Genomic DNA, 16833 nt, shown 5'->3' with positions numbered 1-16833 from the left:
TTGACGGCCGACAAGACGTACGGGCTACTCCAGCCCAGGGCCGTGCTTATTCCTCGGGGCTCGCTGAGTTCGAGTGCCGCCTGTCGGGTTGGAGTTGGCCGGTGGCTCGGTCGCGCCCGTGGAGTGCGGCGAGGTACGCGTTGTACGCGGTGAGCGGGTCCTTGCCGTCGCCGCGGTCGATGGCCCGGTCGATTCGTTTGGCCTCCCGGGCGTCCGAGCGGACCCACTGGGCTGCCAAGGTGATGGTGGTGATCAGCATGGGGATGTCGCCGGTGGCCCAGGCGATGGCGCCGGCCCGGTACTGGTCGTCGGCCAGGGTGGCGCCCCAAACACGTTCCACCGCCTGAAAGTAGTCACCGCCGATCAGATCGGTGGAACTCATCAGGGCGATGGAGAAGAAGGAGTGGAAGGGCATCGTGATGACGAGGATGATCAGCTTCGCGAAGTGCGGAATGCGTCGCGGAGCCGGGTCTATGCCGATGATCACCCAGAAGAACAGCAGACCCATGGCGAGAAAGTGCAACTGCATCGCCAGGTGACCCAGATGGTTGCGCATGGCGATTTCGAAGAGCGGCGTGAAGTAGACCACGAACGAGCTGCCGATGAAGAGTGCCATGGCGGCCACCGGGTGCGTGATCGCCGAGTTGATCCGGCTGTGCAGAATCCTCAGCAGCAGTTCGCGCACCCCCGCTCTGCCGCCTCTGGGAGCAGGGCGCAGGGCCCGCAGGGTCAGGGTGATCGGCGCACCGAGGACCAGAAGGATCGGCACGACCATGGCCATCGCCATGTGCTGCCCCATATGGACGCTGAACATGACGCGGCCGTAGGTGGCCAGACCGCTCATGGTGCACAAGGTCAGGGCGAACAGGCCCAGCATCCAGGCCACCGTGCGTCCCGGCGGCCAGGCATCGCCGCGTGCCGTGAGACGGCGTACACCGCGCCAGTACGCGAGGGCCGCGACGGTGACGATCAGCGCGAAGACCGGATCGAAGCGCCATTCGGTCAGTAGCCGGAGGGCGTTGACGGGGGCGGGCATCTGATAGCCGATCAGCTCACGCGCCGCCGAGTAGGGCAGAGGCTCGGTGGCGGGCGCGGGACTGCGGGACAGACCTACGGCCAGCCCGACCGTGATGGCCATCAGCAGCAGTTCCACGACGGCGAGACGCACGAACACAGCCCGGCGCCCGGCTTCCAGCGCACGCAGGGTACGGCGTCGGTGCCAGGCCCCACAGGCCGCGAGTACGACCAGCGCGATCGTCTTGGCGATGAGCAGTTGTCCGTACGAGGTGGAGATGAGCCGGGTCGGCGAGTCGACGCGGATGAGCGCGTTGACGATGCCGGACGCGGCGACGGCGAGCAGACACCACCCGGCAAGCGCGCTGAACTTGCCGGCGACCCCTACCGCGTGGCCGCGGGCCCGCACGGCGGTGGCGGCGACAGCGACGAGTCCGGCGATCCAGACGGTGGCGGCCACGATGTGCACGGCCAGGCTGATGACGGCCGCGTCGTGGTTTCCTGCTGAGGCGGAGTGTCCGGTGAACGCGGGCGGGACCAGGGCGGCGAGCGCGATCAACAGAGCCACACGCGCGCCCCGTACGGTGGTGACGCCGGGGCCGAAGGTGACGAGTGCCAGCGTCGCACAGGCGGTCAGCGCAAGGGAGCGCCCCTGAGGCAGTGAGACGGCGAGATTCGTCAGCAGGCGGGGTTCCAGGACCTGCCCGACCGGTTGGGCCAGCAGGTCCGAGGCGGTCAGCAGCAGCGTCGCGACGGTGGCGGCGAGCCAGAGTCCGGCCGCGCCCCAGGCACAGGTCAGTGCGCGCTGCCGCTCTTGAGTCAAGCGATACGGCCCGGTGGGCAGCAGGGCCGTCACCAGGAGCAGACAGCCCACGGTGAGTACGGCGGCCAGGTTCGCGGTGGTCCTGGCCAGTGGCAGGCCCCAGGAGGTGACCGGTCCGGCGTCGGGAAGTCCGGGCAGCGCTTCGGGAACTCCTCCTCCGAACCAGACGGCTCCGAGGGTCGCGGCGCCGGCGGCGGACAGAGCGACGGCGGCCAGCAGCGGCGGACGCAGAGCTGAGCGCCGGAGGACGTGATCAAGCACCATAGCGGCCTCGCCGTTGCCTCAGCCCGAATACCGTGGCACCCGCGGCGACGATCAGCACCACACTGCCCACTACCGCTGCCGTCGAGACGCCAAGGTCCTTTCCACTGGCACTGGCACTGGCACTGGCCGCGGTGGTCGCGGCTTGCGGGCTTGGAGCGGCCGTCGGAGGGGCCGTTTTCATCGGACCGATCGGACCGACGGCAGTGGCACCGACGCTTGGCGAAGGCGCGGGGGCAAGGGTGTACGTGAGGCTTCCGGTGACGGGATGGCCGTCGGTGGACACAACACGGAACGCGACGGTGTAGCGGCCGGCGGAAGCGGTGGCCGACAGTGCCTGCCGCACGGTTTGCCCTTTGGCCGTCGCACTCCCGCTCGTAACGGAGCGGCCGTCGGGTCCGGTCACGGCCACACGGGCGTACGCGCCGCCCATCTCCTCGTTGAACGTCAGCGCGATCTGCTCGGGCGGTACGGAGAGTGTCGATCCGTCGGCCGGATCGGTGGAGTTGAGCGCGGTGTGTGCGTGGGCGGGTGGTGCGAGGACGGCTGCGGCGCCGAGGACGGCGCCGGCCAGCGCCCCCATCGTGATCGCCCACGTACGTGGCAATGGGGTCATGACAATGCCTTCACTCCGACCGGCCAGTGCGGTCGGGGCTTGGCGGCTGCTACCGGTGGCAGCGGGCCGCCTCCGGCCGTCAGGCCGGCAGAGCACCGCCGCCCGGTACGAGCCGGATGGGAAGCAGGGTGCGTGGTTGCTGTCGGCGACGAGGCGGGGCCCGGACCGGGCGACGGGGCGGTGCGCGGAAACCCGTCGGTGCCGCGCGAGGCCCGTCCACCGGAATCAGGGGCAAGGCCGGACATACCTGCATGTTGCGCACCCGCACCAGGGCGGCCCGCTCACGCACCGTGATGATCAAGTAGCACAGAGGCTGACGCAGGGCGTCGGCGACACCGAGCAGGCGCACCGCGAGGACGACAACCACCGCGTGGGCGGCCGGCATTTCCCAGCCGGGATGGTTGCTGCCCGTGGTGTGCTCCAGCCAGAGTGCGGCGGTCCGTGATCCGGCAGCGGCACAGGCCCCGGGCAGGGTGTAGGCGGCGTGGAAGGCGAGTTGGGCACCGGCCAACGCCGCCAGGGCCTGCTGGTGCGAGAGCGGGCGGCGGGCGAAGAAGGCCGCTGCTGCGCCCGTGAACGCGATGAACCCCCACAACGCGATGCCGGAGGGCAGGTGGCCGGTGAACGCCCGTTGCCCCAGCAGTGGAAGCAGCACACACAGCGCCGCGAAACCCGCCGCCCGCACAACACCGGACGGGCGCTGCACGCCCGGCCCAGTGGCGGGTGTCGTCGGTCGCATCGCGTCACAGCTTCCAGGCAGGTAGGGGCGGCGAAGGCCGTACGGCGTCTGTCGCACCGGGCCAAGGGCGTTGCCCTGACTGGCTTGTTGCCCTTCGCTGTAGCGTACTGGGGCCGATCGCGGCGGCTTACCCCGCCTGTCCCGACTCGGGGTTGTCCGCCCATACACCCGAACATCTGACCTGAGCGGGACCGTGTCAGGCTGTCACGCATGCACGACCAGGACGAGCGGACTACGACGCGCGATTGTCCGCTCCGCGTTCTTGGCGGCTCATCTCCGGTTTGGTCGGCGTCGCGATCGTCCTGATCGTTCTTCCCTACGGCTTGTTGCCCATGATCGGCGGGCTGGTGGCCGGTACAGACCAGCACGCCGGGCGCCGTGGGCCCCGGCTGCGCGCGCCGCTGAGCTGGTCCGCCTGCCTGGCCACCGTCCTGATCGCGCTTGCGGTGTGCTCCCAGGTTGAGTCCCGCCCGCAACGCGTGCGCGTCGGCGCCGACGAGCGAGGTGAGGAAGGCGGAGGCGAGAACCGCCGGGGCGACGGAACCGTGAAGACCCGGATTCTGGGCGGCCATGGACGATTCTGATCAGGGACCAGCGTTTCTGGCTGACGCGTCATCAACGGCTGGTGTTGCTGCTTTCTGCTCGCACAGCCCCAGCACCCCAACGAACAATTGCCAATACCTGCGGGTGGGGCGAGTACGCCTTCCGAGCAGGGTGACGGAAGCCCCTGGAAGATGGACTTGAGTCTCCCGTAGGGGGAGACACAAGGGTGAGGGCATGGACGGCGACACGCTCTACACGATCGGGGCGCTGGCCCGGCGGACCGGGCTGACGGTGAAGACCATCCGGTTCTACTCCGACACGGGGATCGTGCCGTCGACCGGCCGCAGCCCGGCCGGCTACCGGCTTTATGACATCAGTGCGCTCGCGCGTCTGGACCTGGTGCGGACACTGCGTGACCTGGGACTCGACCTTGCCGTCATCCGGCAGGTGCTGGACCGGGAGATCTCGGTGCCCGAGGTCGCGGCGGCGCATGCCGACGCTCTGGAGGTGCAGATCCGCACCCTTCGACTGCGGCGCGCGGTGCTGCGAGCGGTGGCCAAGCGGGGCTCCACCCCCGAGGAAATGGACCTCATGCACAAGCTCGCAAAACTCTCCGACGACGAACGCCGGCGTCTCGTCAACGACTTCATCGACGACACCTTCGGGGGCCTGGACGCCAACCCCGACTTCGTGGACATGATGCGTACGGCCATGCCTGGCCTTCCGGACGACCCTGAACCCGAGCAGGTCGACGCCTGGGTGGAACTCGCCGAACTCACCCAGGACGCGGACTTCCGCGCCGCCGTGCGCCGGATGGCCGAGTACCAGGCGAACGAACGTGCCCAGGGCGACACCACCGGTCTGCACCACGACCTCACCGAATCCGTCCGCGACAGGGTCGGCCACGCCCTCGACGCCGGCATCGACCCGGCGTCCGCCGAGGCCGCCCCCAACATCGACGCCCTTACTACCCGCTACGCCCAGGTCTTCGGCCGCGCCGACGACACCGAACTGCGCCACTGGCTGCTGACACGCCTGGAGATCGCCAACGACCCCCGCGCGGAACGCTACTGGCACCTCCTGGCCGTCATCAACGGATGGCCCGTCCCGCCGAGCCTGGCGCCAGTATTCGCCTGGTTCATCGAGGCCCTGCGCGCCGGCACCGAGCAATAGCCTCACTGCTACGCGACCTCCACCCGGCCCCGCGGTCATGCCGCGAGGGCCTCGGCGCGTCCGACGAGCTGCCCTCGTTCGAACCGGGCTCGGGCACGGTCGAGGGCGACGAGGTGCGGCTCGATCGGGCTGGTGGTCCGCAGTTGGATCCAGTGTTAGGCGGAAACCTTGTCGTGAAGGCCGACCGCGCCTGGTGCTCTCATAGCAGCGAGCCCGACGAGTTCCAGATCGTGCTCCCCATCACATCAAGGGAACACGGGAGTTGGGCGTGACGGTCCGGGCGTGGACGGTAACGTATCCACAACGGCAGCCGGTCGAGGGAGGTGTGCCCGTGGTACGTCGTGCAGTGGCGGCTCTGCTCATGCTCGTCGCCGCCGTCCTGGTGCACGCCGTCACCCCGCACCACGCCTGGACCGCTCCTCGCGTCAATGCGGCGAGCCACCCGCAGGACCAAGTGCACAGTACCCCGCATCTGATGTTCGAGGTCCAGGCGCCGAGCAGCCTTCACGACGATCAGCAGGATCCTCTCGCGCTGCCCAACCGGGTGCAGAACAGCCCCTTGGCCCTGGGAGCGGTCGACGGCAGTCAGACGGACGGCGCTGTCCCGGAAACCCACGACGCCATCGCCGCTTCCCACCCCGCGACGGCCCGCGACAGACACCGCCCCACCGGCGCCGCCGCGCCCACTCCCAGCACACTGCAGACCTTCCGCTGCTGAGCGGCCCCGCGTTCTCCAGCCCCCGCACCTTCCTGCTCCGGCCTCTCGCGGGCCGTCGCTGAGGTGTGCCCACTGGCTGTGAACGCCTCCCGTACGCGCACTCATCCGTACGACGAGCACGAGGCCGACCATGCAACCGCTCATCGACCATGCCCGAAACTTCCCAGCCGCGATCGCCGATCGACGGCAAGAGTTCGCCCAACTGGCCCATGGCCAGCGGCCACTCGCCCTGTTCATCTCCTGCTCGGACTCCCGGGTCGTTCCCTCCCTGGTCACCGGTGCCCGCCCTGGTCAGCTCTTCGAACTACGCACCGCCGGCAATATCGTGCCTCGCTACCGAGCTCAGGCCGCCTGCGGCGTGGCCGCCGGCATCGAGTTCGCCGTCAAGGCGCTGAATGTCCCTGACATCGTGGGCTGCGGTCACTCCCACTGCGGCGCCGTCGAGGGACTGGTGAACCGGCGGAGCGTCGAATCACTGCCGCTCGTTCAGCGATGGCTGTCCTGGGCCGGACATCGCCCCTCCCCCGCTCCTACCAGTACGTCGACGAATCACACACCGACGTACCAAGAGACGGACCAAGATCCGACCACGATTGCGCAACGGCACCTGGTGACACAACTGGACCAACTGCGCAGCTACCCCTGCGTCGCCAGGCGTCTCGCGGCAGGCCGCCTGCGGCTGCACGGCTGGTTCTACGCCGTCGACAGCGGCCAGGTCCTGGTGTCTTCCCAGCTTTCCCGCGTATTCCGGCCGCTGTGAATACGCCCATGTGCCGCCGCGCCTGAGCCCCAGACGCCTCCAGCCGGCCAGTCCCCCCCACCACGCGCTCACAAGGAACAACACCCTCATGCCTCAATGGAAAGCCGTCGGAAACGTGCTGCGTACCGACGCTCCCGCCTCCCTCGTCGTCTTCCTCGTCGCCCTGCCTCTGTGCGTGGGCGTCGCGGTCGCCTCCGGCGTGCCCGCCGAACTCGGGCTGATCACCGGCATCGTGGGCGGTCTGCTCACCGGTCTGCTGCCCGGCAGCAGTCTTCAGGTCAGCGGGCCCGCCGCCGGGCTGACCGTCCTCGTGGCCGAAGCCGTCCGCGGTTACGGTCTGCCGGCGCTGGGCGTCATCGTGCTGGCCACCGGGCTGCTCCAGATCGCACTCGGCGCCATGCGGCTCGGCGGCTGGTTCCGCGCGATCTCCGTCGCCGTCGTCGAGGGAATGCTCGCCGGCATCGGGCTGGTGATCATCGCCGCCCAGTTGTACACGCTGGCCGACACCCCGGCGCCTGCCTCAGGCATCGGGAAAATCGCCGGACTGCCCGCGCTGATCGGCGAAGTGACCACTTCACCGGCTGCCGCCTCCGCGCTCGCTCTGGGCGGCACCACCATCGCCGTGTGCGCGCTGTGGCGGTGGATGCCCGGGGCGCTGAAGCGGGTGCCCGGCGCACTCGCCGCGGTCCTGATCACCTCGCTCGGCGCGGGCGCACTCGGTCTGCCGGTGACCACCGTCGAGGTCGGCGGCCTCCTGGACGCCGTCAACTTCCCCTCCGCACAAGAGGCCGGGACACTGACCGGGCTCGGCGCGCTCGCCACCGTTGTGGCCTTCACTCTCATCGCCTCCGCGGAGAGCCTCTTCAGTGCCGCCGCCGTCGACCGCCTCCACGACGGTCCCCGTACCCACTTCAACAAGGAACTGATGGCCCAGGGCGCGGGCAACGCGGTGTGCGGGCTGCTCGGAGCGCTGCCCATGACCGCGGTGATCGTCCGCAGCGCGGCCAACGTCCAGGCGGGAGCCAAGACCAAGGCGTCCCGGGTCCTGCACGGCGTGTGGCTGCTGCTGTTCGCAGCGCTGTTCCCCGCGGTGCTGGGGCTTGTACCGGTGGCAGCCCTGGCAGGCGTACTCATCCACGCCGGATTCAAGCTGTTGCCCATACGGCAGGTACGTCCGATGTGGCGCGCACACCGCGGCGAGGCGGTCATCCTCCTCACCACAGCCGCCGCCATCGTGACCGTCAACATGTTCGAGGGCGTGCTGATCGGCCTGGCACTGTCCGTGGTGAAAACCGCCTGGGACATCTCACACATCCAGATCGACGTCACTCACAACGACGACACCGGACCACTTCTGGTCCGCATCACCGGCTACGCGACCTTCCTGCGTCTGCCGAAACTCCTCGACACACTGGGCTCCCTGCCCGCCGACCGCCCCATCCACCTCGACCTCACACAACTGCGCCACCAGGACCACGCCTGCACCACAGCACTCCTGGCCTGGGCCGAACAGCACAACACCCACGAACCACAACGGGTTCACGTCATCGCGGCTGTCTGATCCACACCGCGACACCTCCTTCGGCGGCCCGGCACCTCCCGGCGCCGGGCCGCCAACCCCATTGGAAGGAAAGACTGTTGGACCTGCTCAATGAGGAGGCCCGGATACGTGCGGCGCTCGACGATCTCGGCATCGAGGTACCTGGCCGCCTGCACCAGGCGCACAGCGACGACGCGGGACTTCGGCGTGCCGCATTGTGGGCGCTGCTGTGGCGGACGGCGGGAACCCGCCTCGCCGACGCCACCGAGGGCGGTGACGATTACGGCTATCTCGTCAGCGCGTACGAATGGCCGCTCGCCGAAGACCAGCCCCGCCGCGCTCTGCAAGAGCTCCGGTTCACCTGCGCGCGGGTCGAGATCATGGCCGGCTCGGTCGCGCCCTGGTCGGTTCCGGTCAGTACGGGAGGGGAGGACGACCTGACCGTCGACGGCTGGGCGGCGGCCGCATTCTGCCTGATAGAGGGCGCCGATGCCCTGCTCGGCCCCCTGGCACATCATTCCAGCGCGGAGCCGGCCGCGCACGATGCCGTCGAGCGCTGCCGACACCTTCTCGGTCGGGCCCAGGAGTACCTCGACCGGATCACCGAAGCGATCGGCGACAAGGACCTCGGGCAATCACCGAAGGACCGCTGAGGAACTCTTCATCGCCTCGGTCAGTACGTGCAGCAGATGGCGGCCCTGGTCGGTCAAGGAGTACATGACCAGGCGGCCGTCGCGGCGCGAGGCGGCGAGGCCGGCGGTACGCAGCAGTCGTACGTGATGGGAGACAAGATTCTGTGCCTGGCCGACGACCCAGGCCAGATCGCAGACGCATAGTTCCCCGCCTTCGGCGAGAGCTACGGCGATGCTCAGTCTGGTGGGGTCCGCAAGGGCTTTGGCTGCCGACGCGGCTGCCTCCAAGTCCGGCGTCTTCGAGACACGGCTGCGGATCCCCTCCGCCACGGGCAGGTCGAGGCACAGCAGGTCGCAGGAATCCGTACTCTCCGGGGTCACTTGAACATCCTAACGCTTGTTGATACGCGAGCGGCCTACCGCTAGTACTTCATATCAATATTCGTTAGTATGTTGATACTGATGGGCGGGACCAGCCACCTCGACGAGGGACGTGGCGGACGGTGTCGTACAGGAGAGGGGGGATCACGATGGGCGCGGAGTGCTGCGCACCGGCCGGGGCGGGTACGGCCGCCGATGACCAGGAACACGAAGCGGGCGCGCTACGGCTTTGGCAGGTCCGCGAATTGCGGTTCGCGGCAGTGGCGGGCGTGCTCCTCGGAGCGGGGTGGCTGAGCGGCCTCGCCGGAGCGGAGACAGCGGAGCTGGTGCTGGAGCTGGCCGCCGTGGTGGCCGGCGCGTCGACGTTCGTCCCCGCGTCCGTACGTAACGTCGTCAAACACCGGCACATCGGCGTCGGCACCCTGATGACGATCGCCGCGCTCGGCGCGGTCGGGCTGGGCCAGTTCTTCGAGGCCGCGATGCTCGGTGTGCTCTTCTCGATCGCCGAAGGCCTGGAGCACTACGCCGTCGTCCGTACCCGGCGCAGCCTGCGGGCGCTGCTCGACCTCGTCCCCGACACGGCGTCGGTCCTGCGTGCCGGCCGCGAAGTACGGGTCGCTCCCGCTGCCTTGGTGCTCGGTGACATCATGCTGCTCCGCCCGGGCGGGCGTGCGGCGACCGACGGCATCATCCGTACCGGGACCACCAGCTTGGATGTGTCAGCGATCACCGGCGAGTCGATACCCGTCGAGGCGGGCCCCGGCGACACGGTGTACGCGGGCGCCATCAACGGAGGCGGCGCGATCGAGGCCGAGGTCACCGCGCTCGCCAAGGACAGCTCCCTCGCTCGTATCGTCCACATCGTGGAGGAGGCGCAGGAGCGCAAGGGCAGTGGACAGCGGCTCGCCGACCGTCTGGCCAAGCCCCTGGTGCCCGGCATCATCGTCCTCGCCGCTCTGGTGGCCGGGCTCGGCGTGCTGTTCGGGGACCCGCTGCTGTGGCTGGAGCGCGCGCTCGTCGTACTCGTCGCCGCCTCGCCGTGCGCGTTGGCCATCGCCGTCCCGCTCACGATCGTGGCCGCCATCGGTGCGGCGGGCCGCACCGGCGCCCTGGTCAAGGGCGGACTCGCCGTCGAACAACTGGGTGCCGTACACACGGTGGCGCTCGACAAGACCGGCACGCTGACCTGTAACGAACCCCGTGTCATCGCCACCGTCCCCAACGCCCCAACCCCCGAAGCCGAGTTGCTGCGACTCGCCGCCGCGCCGGAGTCACGCAGCGAACACCCGCTGGCCGCAGCCATCATCAGCGCCGCCACCGACGTCCCGCTCGCCACCGACGTCATCGCAGTTGTCGGCCACGGCCTCACCGGTCGTATCGGCACAGCACAACTGCGGCTCGGCCGCCCCGGGTTCATCGAACCGGGACCGCTGGCCGCCGATGTCGAACGCCTGCAGACCGAAGGTGCCACCGTCGTCCTTGTCGAACGGGACGGCACACTGCTGGGCGCGATCGCCGTACGGGACGAACTGCGGCCCGAAGCCGTCCAGACCGTACGCGAACTGCACCGCATCGGGGTCCGGGTGACCATGCTCACCGGCGACAACACCCGCACCGCCGGCGCCCTCGCCGCGGCGGCCGGCATTGACGACGTACGGGCCGATCTACGCCCCGAGGACAAGGCCGCACACATCGCCGAGCTCAAGACCACCGGGCCCCGCGGCACCGTGGCCATGGTCGGCGACGGTATCAACGACGCCCCGGCACTCGCCACCGCGGACATAGGCATCGCCATGGGCGCCATGGGCACCGACGTCGCCATCGAGACCGCGGACGCCGCCCTCATGGGCGAGGACCTGCGCCACCTGCCCCAACTGCTGCGCCACTCCCGCCGGGCCCGCACCATCATGATCCAGAACATCGGCATGTCCCTGGCCATCATCACAGCCCTCGTTCCCCTGGCCGCCTTCGGCGTACTGGGTCTGGCCACCGTGGTGTTCATCCATGAACTCGCCGAGGTCGTCGTCATCGCCAACGCCGTCCGGGCGGCCCGCACGACGCCGCTCCCCGGGATGGACACGCTCTCTTCCGCACCGCTCACACCGAACCGGGCGAATCTGCCCGCGGCGGACACGGCCAACCAGGACGGCGGCGGCTGCTGCGCGGAGTGCGCCACAACCAACGGCAGCGCAGACATCTCGCCCGGCCGGCCACTCCCGGTAATCGCGATCACGCCTCGCTCAGCCCAGCACTGAACGAACGGCCGCCGCCACTCGTATCTCTCGGTACGCCCAGCCCCACCCGTGGAAGGGACAACCGGTGACGGCCCATCGTTCGCACCGCCCGCGTACCGCCGCGCTCCTCGCGGTACTCCTCATGTCTCCGCTCGTGCTGGGCTGTTCGGCGGCTTCGCCTCCGCAGAGCAAGAGCAGCCCCCAGGTGCGGAGCAGCGGCAGCCGAGTGACCGCCGCACCCGCCAATGTCGAGAAGATCGCTTCCATGACGAACTGCACCGTCGAGCTGCGCACCGAGGCGGATGAACTTCGCGAAGGGGTATGCGTCACACCGCAGGGCAACTGGATCGTGACGACCTTCCCGGCCGAGAAGTTCAAACGGTCATGGCTCGACGCCGCGAGCATGTACGGCGGGACCTATCTCGTGGGGCCGAGATGGGCCATCAGCGGCGAGTTGGCCGTACTCAAGACGCTCCGCAAGAAAGTCGGCGGCGAACTCCAGGAACTGCGCGGCATCGGTTCCCCTGCGCCCTCGGACCCGTCCGGCGCTTCAGCCGACCCTCAGGGACGGCCGTAGACCGGCGACCTCTGAGGAACAGGCAGTCAGCTGCAAGCAGTTGACACACCTTTACGCGAGGTCAGCGGGCGTCGGGTGCCGACATGTACGGCAGCCATGCCGCGAGACGGCCGGCAGTTTTCCGACGCCGTACGAGCTGCCCTTGAGCAGCAGGGCGGCTGCCGCGGGGTAGCCGGGCGGGGCGGTGGTCGCGGTCAGCGCGATACTGCCGTACGCCCACCGAGGTCTCATCCGCCGGGTTCGGCAACACCACAACCGTGCACGGAACGAGACCCGCGAGCAGACAGCCCAGCAGCGCGGTCAGATGGTCGCGACCGGTGGGCAGCGGCACAAGCACACGGTCGCCGGAGGCGAGGCCACGGTCCAGGAGCGCCCCCGCGGCTCCCCGAAGGGCGACAGAGGTCTTGGTCAGTATCCGCCCCTGCCCCTCCAGGATGTAGAGTTTCAGTCACCCTACAAGGTGTAGGGTGAAGGATGGAGCGGGAGAGAAAAATATGAACAAGTCATCGAGTCCTGCTCAGCGGTGCAGTGCGGAGGTCGAGGAGATCCAGCCGCGCGGCGGACAGATCCTCCTGCTGCAAGGTCTTACGCATACGAACCGGTGAAGAGTGCCGCCAAGTTGACCATCCAGGTCATGCATCAGGCACTCGGCAGCGGACTGGTCGCGGGCGCCCCAACCCCCGTGCTGTCCCGGTAAGCGCTCCCTGCGCCTACCCGAGGACGGGCGCAGGCTCCCGTAGGCGGTGTCCCGTTTCCCGTCTCCCGTCCACGCCGGTACTCCCGGCCTCTTCGCAAGGTGACGCCACGGTGCCCCTTCAGCAGCCCGTACCGATCTCCCAGCAGGGGAACTCCTCCTTGCGCCCTGTCCTCGGTCGCGTCGGACGCCCGCTCGTTGGCTCACGGTTGCGGTCGCGGGCAGCCGCGGCCACGGTCTGGTATCTGCGGCTGGTCGCGCTGCTCAATCTGGTGGCGGTCGTCTCGGTGCCGTTCCGTGAGGAGATCCACGAGCACAACGCGGGCGAGTACTTCACGCCTTACCTGGCCACCGCCGCTCTGGTCTCTGCGGCGCTGGCGCTGTTCCTCGCCACGGTGATGCGGCGCCGTAAACGCGCGGCGTGGATCTTCAACATGCTGCTGGCCGGCCTTCTGTTTGTGCTCTACGTCCTGGCCCTGGCCCAGGAGCAGTACCGCAGGCACGCCTTCAACTGGTTCTCCGTCCTGCTGACCGGTCTGTTCGTCGTCGCATTGCTGTTGGGGCGCAGGGAGTTCACGGCCGTCGGAGACCGCTCCAATCCGAGGCTGGCCCTGGCCGTGCTGGTCGGTGGCGTCCTGGTCAGCGGCACCGTCGGCACTCTGCTCGTGAGCGCCACCAACCGTGTGACCGGGGCGCCGCTGGGCGACCGGATCGCCTACACCCTGCTGCGCGGGGTCAGCATCGGACCCCTTGCCGACCGCTTCGACACCGTCGCCGCTCCGCGCTGGGTGGACGTACTGATCAACATCCTGATCGCCGCGGCCTTCCTCCTTGTTCTCTACGCGTGCTTCCGCGCGCCGCGCAGTCGCGAACTGCTCGGTGAACACGACGAGAAGCGCCTGCGCGCACTGCTGGCCGAGCACGGCGAACGCGACTCACTGGGATACTTCGCACTGCGCCGCGACAAGGCCGTCATCTGGTCCCCGAGCGGCAAGGCGGCGATCGCCTACCGGGTGGTCGGCGGCGTCACCCTGGCCTCCGGCGACCCGGTCGGCGACCCCGAAGCGTGGCCCGGCGCGATCGAGGAGTGGCTCAAGGAAGCCCGTCGTCACGCGTGGACACCGGCCGTGATGGGCGCGAGCGAGGAGGCCGGCATCATCTACGCCCGGCACGGCCTGGACGCCCTCGAACTGGGCGACGAAGCCATCGTGGACCGGGCCGGCTTCACCCTCGACGGACGTGCGATGCGCGGGGTCCGGCAGGCGCACAACCGCATCCGCCGGGCCGGGTACACCGTGCGTATCCGCCGCCACGCGGACATTCCCGAGTGCGACATGACAGCCTTGATCGAGAAAGCGGACCATTGGCGGGACGGCAGGGGTGAGCGCGGCTTCTCCATGGCCCTGGGGCGTCTTGGCGATCCGGACGACGGCCTCTGCATGATGCTGGAGTGCCGCGACGGCCGGGGCGAGCCACGGGCCCTGCTGAACTTCGTACCGTGGGGCGAGCAGGGGCTGTCGCTGGATCTGATGCGGCGGGACCGCGACTGCGAGAACGGACTCATGGAGTTCACCGTGGTCGAACTGCTACTGCGGGCAGAGGAGTTGGGCGTTGAGCGGGTGTCACTGAACTTCGCGATGTTCCGGTCCGTCTTCGAACGCGGTTCCCGCCTGGGCGCCGGACCGGTACTGCGCCTGTGGTGCTCGGTGCTGACCTTCTTCTCCCGCTGGTGGCAGATCGAGTCCCTCTACCGGGCCAACGCCAAGTACCGGCCGGTCTGGGAACCGCGCTATCTGCTGTTCGAGAAGAGCAGCGAGGTCCCGCGCATCGTCGTCGCAAGCGCCCGTGCGGAAGGCTTCCTCACCGTACCCGGCCTGCCCGCGCTCTTCCGCCGCCGGCACACCAGCCCCGCGCCGGACTCCCCGGCCCAACTGCCCCACGGAAACGGTCACTTCGGCGGGAAGCCGGCCAAGCGTCCGCACAGCGGTACGGCCCCGGATCACCGCCGCAGCTCCCCGACGAGCAGTTCATCAACCCGCTGATCGACAAAGCCTGGACGCGGCGAGCCGTATCACTGCCGCCCACCGCACAGCGCGGCGAACCAGCCCTGCCATCGGCGATGGCCAGCGTTGTCACGTTCCCCACCAAACCCACCGAACCCGCAGAAACACTACGCGCTGTAAGGTGGCGACATGGCAGGCACAACACCCCGCGGCAGAGCGGAACGGCGGAGCGCCGGTGAGCTGGAGAGTGAGGTCCTCGCCGCCCTGTGGGCGACGGACGAGGCGCTCACTCCGGCCGGGATCCAGGCCCAACTCGGCGGAGACCTCGCGTACAACACCGTGCACACCATCCTCAAACGCCTCCATGACAAGGGCCTGGTCCTGCGCGATGTGGACGGGCGCCGGGGCGCGTACCGGCCGGCGAAGAATGCCGCCGAGCTCACCGCCGAAGCCATGCATCAGGCGCTCGACCGCGGCCCCGACCCGATCGCCGCACTCCAGCAGTTCGTCACCGGGCTGAGCCCGGAAGAGGAGCACGCCCTGCGCGACCTCCTCGGCGGGAGCAGCCCATGAGGATCGACGTCTACGGCCCACTCGTCCTGTCACTGCTGCTCCCCGCGATCAGCGGGCAGGTGGGCAGGCGGGTGGCGCCCGCGCTGGCCGCCCGTGTCCTGACCGCCTCGGCCGTTCTGACCGCGGCTGCCACCACCTGGGCTCTCGTCCTGCTGGCCTTCACCCTCGTCGGCGAGGTCCCGCCGGTGGCCGCCGAGGCCCGCGAAAACGGCCGCGACCTGGCAGAACCGGTCCCCGAGGCCATCGCGCTGGTCGCAATCCTTACGCTTTGCCTGATCGCCCACCGGTTGTACAAGGCCGTCCGCGCCGAGTACCTCACCCGCCGCACGCTGCACCGCCTGTGCGAAGGCCACCCGCCGGACACCGAACTCATCGTCGCGGCCTCCGCCACCCCGCGGGCCTTCGCCATCCCCGCCGCCAACGGCAGGCCCGGCCGCATCCTGGTCACCGCCGTCATGCTCGGCGCCCTCCGCCCGGCCGAGCGCCGAGTCCTCCTCGCCCACGAACGCGCCCACCTCACCCACCGCCACGCCCTGTACGCGTATGCCGTCGCCCTCGCCGCTGCGGCCAATCCCCTGCTCACGCCGACGCGTACGACCGTCACGTTCCTCATCGAACGATGGGCCGACGAACAAGCAGCGGAAGCGGCGGGGGACCGTCAGACCGCCGCCCGGGCCCTGGCCCGCGCCGCCCTCATCGTCCAACGCCCGCGCCCCGTCCGCGCGCTGAACTTCACCGACGGCGCCGTCATCCGCCGCATCGCGGCCCTCCAGACCGCCCCACCCCCGCACCTGTGGCCCATCGCCGCCTTCGCCCTCGCCCTCGGCATCCTCCCGGCCCTCGGCGCCATGGACGCCACCGACGACCTGCTCGAACTCCTGGAACACGCGCTTCACCTGTAGAAGGGCACACACCAATACGCGGCTGTGCCCGGGCTTTCGACGATCAGCGGTACGCGACGAAGGTGTACGGCTGCAAGGCCGCTACGCGGTTCCTGTGGGCCCAAGAGGCAGCCGTACGGTGAGGGCCGTTCCTCTCCCGAGGCCCGGGGATGTGGCCATGATGTCGCCGCCGTGCGCTCGGGCGATGCCGCGGGCAATGGTCAGGCCGATGCCGCTCCCGCCTGCGGGGGCGGGGCAGGCGGGCGGAGGAATCTGGGCCGGAGGCTCAGGTTCTCTGGCTGGGTCTGCTGCCCCCTCGCCGACGCACTGCGCCGTTGGGAGCGCAGCAGGGCCCACGCTCGATACGGTGCCGGGGTGTAGGTGACCATGGTCCTGCCGCAGTCGGCCGCGATGTCGAGCAGGCGGTCGTGCTCGTCCTGGTCGGCGGCGAGTCGCAGCGGAGTTTGGTCGCGGTTCACTCCGAGGCGTACCGGCACAGCGCCGCCGACGCCGGCGCCAGCCACTCGAAGGGGTCCTGGTCCGACTCCTGCCTGTTGGAGCGGGCGGTGACCGCGACGAGTCTGGTCGTCTGCCGCTGGTCGTTCGCGTACGCCTCACGCCGCGTTGGGGTCCAGGGGGAGGCTCCAGCTGGCGGGGAGCGCTATTCGAGG

At 69.5% G+C, this 16833-nt stretch carries 16 protein-coding genes and 1 pseudogene; 11 read left to right on the top strand and 6 right to left on the bottom strand.

Annotation, left to right across the window (positions count from 1 at the left end):
- Positions 1-46: 46 nt before the first annotated feature.
- The 3 genes from KQY30_RS33785 to KQY30_RS33775 all read right to left on the bottom strand — a co-directional run bounded on the left by KQY30_RS33785 (position 47) and on the right by KQY30_RS33775 (position 3453).
- On the bottom strand, positions 47-2101 hold the full coding sequence (locus tag KQY30_RS33785; protein WP_217310319.1) for a bifunctional copper resistance protein CopD/cytochrome c oxidase assembly protein: 2055 nt from the start codon (positions 2099-2101) through the stop codon (positions 47-49).
- The gene (locus KQY30_RS33780) at positions 2091-2714 is read right to left on the bottom strand and encodes a copper resistance CopC family protein (protein ID WP_217310318.1); all 624 of its coding nucleotides are present in this window, start codon (positions 2712-2714) and stop codon (positions 2091-2093) included. The genes KQY30_RS33785 and KQY30_RS33780 overlap by 11 nt, the downstream gene beginning before the upstream one ends.
- A gap of 79 nt (positions 2715-2793) precedes the next feature.
- Positions 2794-3453 (bottom strand): hypothetical protein, encoded by a 660-nt coding sequence (locus KQY30_RS33775; protein ID WP_217310317.1) that lies wholly within the window; start codon positions 3451-3453, stop codon positions 2794-2796.
- Positions 3454-3698: 245 nt separating this feature from the next.
- On the opposite strand from KQY30_RS33775, the pseudogene KQY30_RS36880 reads away from it, so the two are divergent.
- The 6 genes and pseudogenes from KQY30_RS36880 to KQY30_RS33745 all read left to right on the top strand — a co-directional run.
- A pseudogene (locus KQY30_RS36880) lies at positions 3699-3812 on the top strand (DUF3093 domain-containing protein); the annotation flags it as partial.
- A 418-nt stretch (positions 3813-4230) separates the two neighbouring features.
- Positions 4231-5169 carry a MerR family transcriptional regulator gene (locus tag KQY30_RS33765; RefSeq protein WP_217310315.1) on the top strand — a complete coding sequence of 313 codons (939 nt, stop codon included), beginning with the start codon at positions 4231-4233 and terminating at the stop codon, positions 5167-5169.
- A gap of 331 nt (positions 5170-5500) precedes the next feature.
- Positions 5501-5887: a hypothetical protein gene (locus KQY30_RS33760; protein ID WP_217310314.1), complete on the top strand. Its 387-nt coding sequence runs from the start codon at positions 5501-5503 to the stop codon at positions 5885-5887.
- Positions 5888-6017: 130 nt separating this feature from the next.
- Positions 6018-6647, top strand: a complete 630-nt coding sequence (locus tag KQY30_RS33755; protein WP_217310313.1) for a carbonic anhydrase — start codon at positions 6018-6020, stop codon at positions 6645-6647.
- 88 nt (positions 6648-6735) lie between these two features.
- On the top strand, positions 6736-8208 hold the full coding sequence (locus tag KQY30_RS33750; RefSeq protein WP_217310312.1) for a SulP family inorganic anion transporter: 1473 nt from the start codon (positions 6736-6738) through the stop codon (positions 8206-8208).
- A gap of 77 nt (positions 8209-8285) precedes the next feature.
- Entirely contained in the window at positions 8286-8840 is a 555-nt protein-coding gene (locus tag KQY30_RS33745; RefSeq protein WP_217310311.1) for a hypothetical protein, read from the top strand.
- Here KQY30_RS33745 and KQY30_RS33740 read toward each other — a convergent pair.
- Complete coding sequence (locus KQY30_RS33740; RefSeq protein WP_217310310.1) at positions 8823-9200, bottom strand: metalloregulator ArsR/SmtB family transcription factor; 378 nt, start codon at positions 9198-9200, stop codon at positions 8823-8825. The genes KQY30_RS33745 and KQY30_RS33740 overlap by 18 nt on opposite strands.
- A gap of 149 nt (positions 9201-9349) precedes the next feature.
- On the opposite strand from KQY30_RS33740, the gene KQY30_RS33735 reads away from it, so the two are divergent.
- Both KQY30_RS33735 and KQY30_RS33730 read left to right on the top strand, forming a co-directional pair.
- The gene (locus KQY30_RS33735; RefSeq protein WP_217310309.1) at positions 9350-11455 is read left to right on the top strand and encodes a cation-translocating P-type ATPase; all 2106 of its coding nucleotides are present in this window, start codon (positions 9350-9352) and stop codon (positions 11453-11455) included.
- 64 nt (positions 11456-11519) lie between these two features.
- Positions 11520-12011: a hypothetical protein gene (locus tag KQY30_RS33730; RefSeq protein WP_217310308.1), complete on the top strand. Its 492-nt coding sequence runs from the start codon at positions 11520-11522 to the stop codon at positions 12009-12011.
- 51 nt (positions 12012-12062) lie between these two features.
- Here the strand turns inward: KQY30_RS33730 and KQY30_RS33725 are convergent, their stop codons facing one another.
- The gene (locus KQY30_RS33725) at positions 12063-12242 is read right to left on the bottom strand and encodes a hypothetical protein (protein WP_217310307.1); all 180 of its coding nucleotides are present in this window, start codon (positions 12240-12242) and stop codon (positions 12063-12065) included.
- Positions 12243-12866: 624 nt separating this feature from the next.
- Between KQY30_RS33725 and KQY30_RS33720 the strand changes: the two genes are divergently transcribed.
- The 3 genes from KQY30_RS33720 to KQY30_RS33710 all read left to right on the top strand — a co-directional run bounded on the left by KQY30_RS33720 (position 12867) and on the right by KQY30_RS33710 (position 16183).
- Positions 12867-14747 carry a phosphatidylglycerol lysyltransferase domain-containing protein gene (locus KQY30_RS33720; protein WP_217311467.1) on the top strand — a complete coding sequence of 627 codons (1881 nt, stop codon included), beginning with the start codon at positions 12867-12869 and terminating at the stop codon, positions 14745-14747.
- Positions 14748-14897: 150 nt separating this feature from the next.
- Complete coding sequence (locus tag KQY30_RS33715; protein ID WP_217310306.1) at positions 14898-15281, top strand: BlaI/MecI/CopY family transcriptional regulator; 384 nt, start codon at positions 14898-14900, stop codon at positions 15279-15281.
- Complete coding sequence (locus KQY30_RS33710) at positions 15278-16183, top strand: M48 family metalloprotease (protein WP_217310305.1); 906 nt, start codon at positions 15278-15280, stop codon at positions 16181-16183. The genes KQY30_RS33715 and KQY30_RS33710 overlap by 4 nt, the downstream gene beginning before the upstream one ends.
- Positions 16184-16383: 200 nt before the next feature.
- On the opposite strand, the gene KQY30_RS37560 is transcribed toward KQY30_RS33710, so the two are convergent.
- The gene (locus tag KQY30_RS37560) at positions 16384-16686 is read right to left on the bottom strand and encodes a hypothetical protein (RefSeq protein WP_217310304.1); all 303 of its coding nucleotides are present in this window, start codon (positions 16684-16686) and stop codon (positions 16384-16386) included.
- Positions 16687-16833: the final 147 nt, after the last annotated feature.

Origin of the sequence: Streptomyces sp. GMY02 (genome assembly GCF_019056675.1) — a bacterium.
Taxonomy (GTDB): Bacteria; Actinomycetota; Actinomycetes; order Streptomycetales; family Streptomycetaceae; genus Streptomyces; species Streptomyces odonnellii.
This window is presented reverse-complemented; position numbering and strand designations above follow the sequence as displayed.

Coding starts and splice junctions, on each gene's coding strand:
- KQY30_RS33785 (WP_217310319.1), bottom strand. CDS start 2,101: ATGGTGCTTGATCACGTCCTCCGGCGCTCAGCTCTGCGTCCGCCGCTG.
- KQY30_RS33780 (WP_217310318.1), bottom strand. CDS start 2,714: ATGACCCCATTGCCACGTACGTGGGCGATCACGATGGGGGCGCTGGCC.
- KQY30_RS33775 (WP_217310317.1), bottom strand. CDS start 3,453: ATGCGACCGACGACACCCGCCACTGGGCCGGGCGTGCAGCGCCCGTCC.
- KQY30_RS33765 (WP_217310315.1), top strand. CDS start 4,231: ATGGACGGCGACACGCTCTACACGATCGGGGCGCTGGCCCGGCGGACC.
- KQY30_RS33755 (WP_217310313.1), top strand. CDS start 6,018: ATGCAACCGCTCATCGACCATGCCCGAAACTTCCCAGCCGCGATCGCC.
- KQY30_RS33750 (WP_217310312.1), top strand. CDS start 6,736: ATGCCTCAATGGAAAGCCGTCGGAAACGTGCTGCGTACCGACGCTCCC.
- KQY30_RS33735 (WP_217310309.1), top strand. CDS start 9,350: ATGGGCGCGGAGTGCTGCGCACCGGCCGGGGCGGGTACGGCCGCCGAT.
- KQY30_RS33725 (WP_217310307.1), bottom strand. CDS start 12,242: ATGAGACCTCGGTGGGCGTACGGCAGTATCGCGCTGACCGCGACCACC.
- KQY30_RS33715 (WP_217310306.1), top strand. CDS start 14,898: ATGGCAGGCACAACACCCCGCGGCAGAGCGGAACGGCGGAGCGCCGGT.
- KQY30_RS33710 (WP_217310305.1), top strand. CDS start 15,278: ATGAGGATCGACGTCTACGGCCCACTCGTCCTGTCACTGCTGCTCCCC.